Genomic DNA, 4,150 nt, shown 5'->3' on the forward strand with positions numbered 1-4,150 from the left:
CTGCGGAAGAACGGCGACGCGATCGCCGTCGGATGGGCCGCCGAGCAGACGTCGTGAACGAGACCCGGCACCGTGAGCTCGGCCGACCGCATTCCCCCACCGATCTCGTCGTTCGCCTCCAGCACCGTGACATCCAGTCCCGCCTTGGCCAGCACGATCGCGGCGGCGAGCCCGTTCGGGCCGGAGCCGATGACGACGACGGTAGTCATGATGCCCCTCCGGGCACGGGAGTCATGCCCCCAACCTAGAGCGAGCCGGCGGTTTAGTCCCAGCAGGCCAGTGACGCTGCGCCATCGCGGAAATACGCTGGCGACATGGTGGTCGACGGGCTCCAGAACAGCCCCTGGACGCGCAAGCACGACAAACCGGGAAGCCCGCTGTTCCCCAGCGCGCCGGAGATCCTGTTCCCGCGCACTCTGGACGAGCTGGTCGAGATCTGCAGCCGGCCGGGCGACCACCGGTTCAAGGCGGCTGGCAGCCACTGGGCATTGTCCGAGGCCGCGATCAGCGACGAGACGTTCATCGAGACGCACGACCCGCGAACCGGGCGGCCGGGTCTCGACCGCACGCTGCACGATGTCGTGCCCCACTGCCTGCACGACGAGCTGCTGGCCGACATGCAGGATCCGTCGTTCATCGACAAGTTCGGCACCTTGGCCCACGTCGAGTCGGGCAAGCGGGTCTGCCAGCTGTACGCCGAGCTCGACGAGGTCGACGCGCTGGACGACCCCAGGACGCTCGCCGGCTTCATGAAGGACACGTTCCAGGTTCACCACTTCACCGGCCCGTGGGCGTTCCGCACCCTCGGAGGAGCGGGCGGTCAGACGGTCCTCGGCGCCCTGACCACCGGAACCCACGGAGGCGACTTCGACCGCGGGCCGATCGCCGACTCCGTCGTCGCCCTGCACCTCGTGGCCGACGGCGGACACCAGTACTGGATCGAGCGCGTCGACGAGGGCCGCCATCCCTTCTTCGACGACGACCGGTTGCGCGCCGTCTACGGCGGGGACGACGTGTTCACGATCGTCCGCGAGGACGACAACATCGTCTTCGACTCGGTGCTCGTCTCGATGGGCCGGTTCGGCATCATCTACTCGGTCGTGCTGCGCGCCGAGCGCCAGTACTCCTTGTGGGAGCGTCGCCGGCTCCACCTGTGGCAGGACGTGAAGCAGCAGATCGCCGACCGCGACACCGGCCCGCTCTACCACGACACCGCTCCCGAGGTCGGCCTCCCCGACACGCCGAACCGCTTCCTGCAGGTCGTGGTCTGCCTGACACCGCACCTGAACTTCACCCGCAACCTCGTCGGCGTCACCAAGCGGTGGAACATCCCGGTGAGCCTCGCTCCGGAAGGGCGGGCGCAGCGGGTCGGTCGTCGGTTGTCCGACCCGGCCGAGATCGAGCGTCCGGTGTACGACCTCGTCGGCAACTGCTTTCCGTACAGCGAGGACGACAAGAACCCGTTCCGCTCCGCCGACCCGAGCTTCCTCGACCGTGCGTGTTCCAGCGGCAGCTTCATCAAGGGGGTGCTGAAGGAGGCCGAGCGCGAGATCAAGGAGGTCGTGGACAGCGACGGCAAGGCCATCGGCGGAGGGGCGGCGGCGGTGGCAGTGCTCGGCGGAAGCGGACTGCTGGCCTTCCTGGGCGCGCTCGCACTCGTGCTGCTGGTGATCAAGGCTTTGATTGACACCTTCGCCGAGGACGACCGCCTCGGCGAGCACATGGAGCGGATCAAGAACGAGCTGCTCGACCCGAACGAGACCGATCCGGCCACGAAGGCGGCCGGCCTGTTCGCCTGGCAGGTGATCGCCTACCTCGTCTTCACCGCGATGCAGGGCGACCTGCAGTTCGGCGCCAAGAGCTACGCGGTGATGGACCGCAAGAACTACCTGGACCAGAGCTGCGAGCACAACGTCGCCTCGACGGAGGTGTTCTTCGACGCCGTGGACGACCGCCTCCCCACCTTCATCGACGCCCTCATCGCCTTCGAGATCAGCCAGGAGCTGCGCGGCAAGGCGTTCCTCGGCTATGCCTCGCTGCGGTTTACGTCGTTCACCCGGGCGAAGCTCGGCATGCAGAGATACGGCACGACCTGCTCCGTGGAGGTCGCCGGCCTCAAGGACCTGACCGGCTCTGAGGACCTGGTCAACTACGCCGCAGCCATCGGGCGGAATCCGAACTTCGGCGGCATCCTGCACTGGGGACAGCTGCACATCGGCACCCGCGACGACACCCAACGCATCTTCGGGCGACCGAACTCGGCGAGCAACGGCTCCTTGGGCGACTGGCGCCGGTCCCTGCGCACGATCACGGACAACGGAAGCCTCGACGGCTTCAGCAGTGAGTTCACCCGGCGCACCGGTCTCGAGATCTCATAGGAGGTGCGTGATGCAGGAGAAGTTCTACGGGCCCTGGACGATCCAGGTCAGCGGCTTCGGACCCCGGTTGCGGTTCCGACTCACGGGCACGGACTCCTCCGACGGTTTCCACATTGCGGAATCACAGCCGTACGTGTTGGACGTCACCGGCGACGCATGGACGTTCCTCGGACAGAGCTCCAAGTTCGGCGACAATGACTGGGCCAGAGCCTCGGGCGAACGTACGCGCACGTTCCACCCGTCCCTCGGCCTGACACTGCGGGTGTTCTACGACTTCCTGGCGCTGAGCGACCACAGCCTGCACCCGATCGCGATCCCCAACGAGCTGCTCCTCGACTGCGTCTGCCGCGACCCCGAGCTCGCACCCGTGCCGGCGCCTCCTCCTCCCGACTTCACCGTGCCCGGCCCGGGTGACTCCATGGACGACTGGCCCGGTTACACGTCCGTCGACTGAATCGGCCTCGTGCCGACACGGAAGGGCAGGTTGCCGTCCCAGGGCTGGCGCGCCACCATGTCGGCGACGTCGACCTCACCCTCCTCGAGGAGCCCGCTGGCCGCGTCGACGATGCGGTACTGCTGCACGGGGTGACCCATCGGCGGCGACTCCAACATGATGACGCGGAGCTGCCCGGGCGCGAAGTCACATCGCTCCTGCACGGCGGCCAGGAGTGCCTCGTGGTGCAGGTGGCCGTCGCCGAAGTTCCATCCAATCGCCGAACCGGCGACCATCTCGCCGTCGACGGCCATCCGTGACTCGTGGTCGTCGGCCGCGTGCGGGTAGAGGCCGAGCATGGCGCGCCCGTGCGTGTGCAGTCCTCGCCAGGCACCGAGCTTGCCCATCATCAGGTCGACGGTGTCCGGCGGGTAGAGCCGGGCGAGCTGGCGATGGGGCAGCTGCGCCGCCTTCGTCACGCGCTCCGCGTACTTCTGCTCAGCCCCCTCATCGTCGGTACAGGCGAACAGCCACACCGACGTGGCCCAGGTGCCGGCGTAGTAGCGCATCGACGGCAGGAACGACCACTGGTCGGGACGGACGTTGCCCCACGCGACCGCGGCGACGATGAGCGCCACCAGTCCGTACACGAGTCCGGGCTGCGTGACGTCTGTCAGACCGATGCCCGCGTGGTGCCCGAACAGGAAGACGGCTCCGAACATCATCAGCACGTTCCACTCCAGCGGTACGCCCATCGGGATCGAGCTGAGGATGTTCAGGTGAAAAAGAATCATGGTCACCAAGGCAACCTGCGTCACCCCTCCTCCACTCGACAGCAGCAGCACGATCGGGATGCCGAACTCCACGACCGTGCCGCCGTGCGCGAGCGCCCGGGAAAGCCTGGACGGCGTGATGTCGTTCACCGGATCGCGCCAGAGATGCCTCTTCGCGAACCGCGGGACCAACGGAGCGTTCGCCATCATCGTGGAGACGACGTACGGGAAGTGCCGGTTGAGCTTGGACGTCGCCGCGCCCCACCAGATGGCCACCATGATCAGCTTGGCGGCCACGATCATGTCGACGAACGGCAGCAGGAACACGAGCGCGGTCACCCAGTAGTGCTCCGAGCGGGCCGCCAGGAAGATCGTCTTGTCGCGGAGACCGAGCAGGGGCAGCACGACGAGCAGGGGGACCAGGCGCGCCGGCTCGATCAGGGGATCGGCCGGCGCAAGCAGCACCCACAGCGCGGACGCGATGACGCCGAGGTATAGCGCGACGTCGAGGAGCGTGCGGCGCGAGCCGCGCGTGCCGGGCACGCGCTCCGGCCACGGAGGCAGGC

4 protein-coding genes are annotated in these 4,150 nt (G+C 67.7%); 2 read left to right on the top strand and 2 right to left on the bottom strand.

Features of this window, described 5'->3' with window-relative positions; all coding sequences use genetic code 11:
- Positions 1-209: FAD-dependent oxidoreductase (locus ACRDPN_RS14375; RefSeq protein WP_431449266.1), on the bottom strand; the 209-nt coding region annotated here is incomplete at its 3' end.
- 105 nt (positions 210-314) lie between these two features.
- Between ACRDPN_RS14375 and ACRDPN_RS14380 the strand changes: the two genes are divergently transcribed.
- Both ACRDPN_RS14380 and ACRDPN_RS14385 read left to right on the top strand, forming a co-directional pair.
- Positions 315-2,378 carry a hypothetical protein gene (locus tag ACRDPN_RS14380; protein WP_431449268.1) on the top strand — a complete coding sequence of 688 codons (2,064 nt, stop codon included), beginning with the start codon at positions 315-317 and terminating at the stop codon, positions 2,376-2,378.
- A gap of 10 nt (positions 2,379-2,388) precedes the next feature.
- Positions 2,389-2,832 carry a hypothetical protein gene (locus tag ACRDPN_RS14385; RefSeq protein WP_431449270.1) on the top strand — a complete coding sequence of 148 codons (444 nt, stop codon included), beginning with the start codon at positions 2,389-2,391 and terminating at the stop codon, positions 2,830-2,832.
- Here ACRDPN_RS14385 and ACRDPN_RS14390 read toward each other — a convergent pair.
- A partial coding sequence (locus ACRDPN_RS14390; protein ID WP_431449272.1) for a DUF3556 domain-containing protein occupies positions 2,814-4,150 on the bottom strand: 1,337 nt, incomplete at its 5' end. The genes ACRDPN_RS14385 and ACRDPN_RS14390 overlap by 19 nt on opposite strands.

The organism is Aeromicrobium sp. (genome assembly GCF_050700635.1).
Classification (GTDB): domain Bacteria; phylum Actinomycetota; class Actinomycetes; order Propionibacteriales; family Nocardioidaceae; genus Aeromicrobium.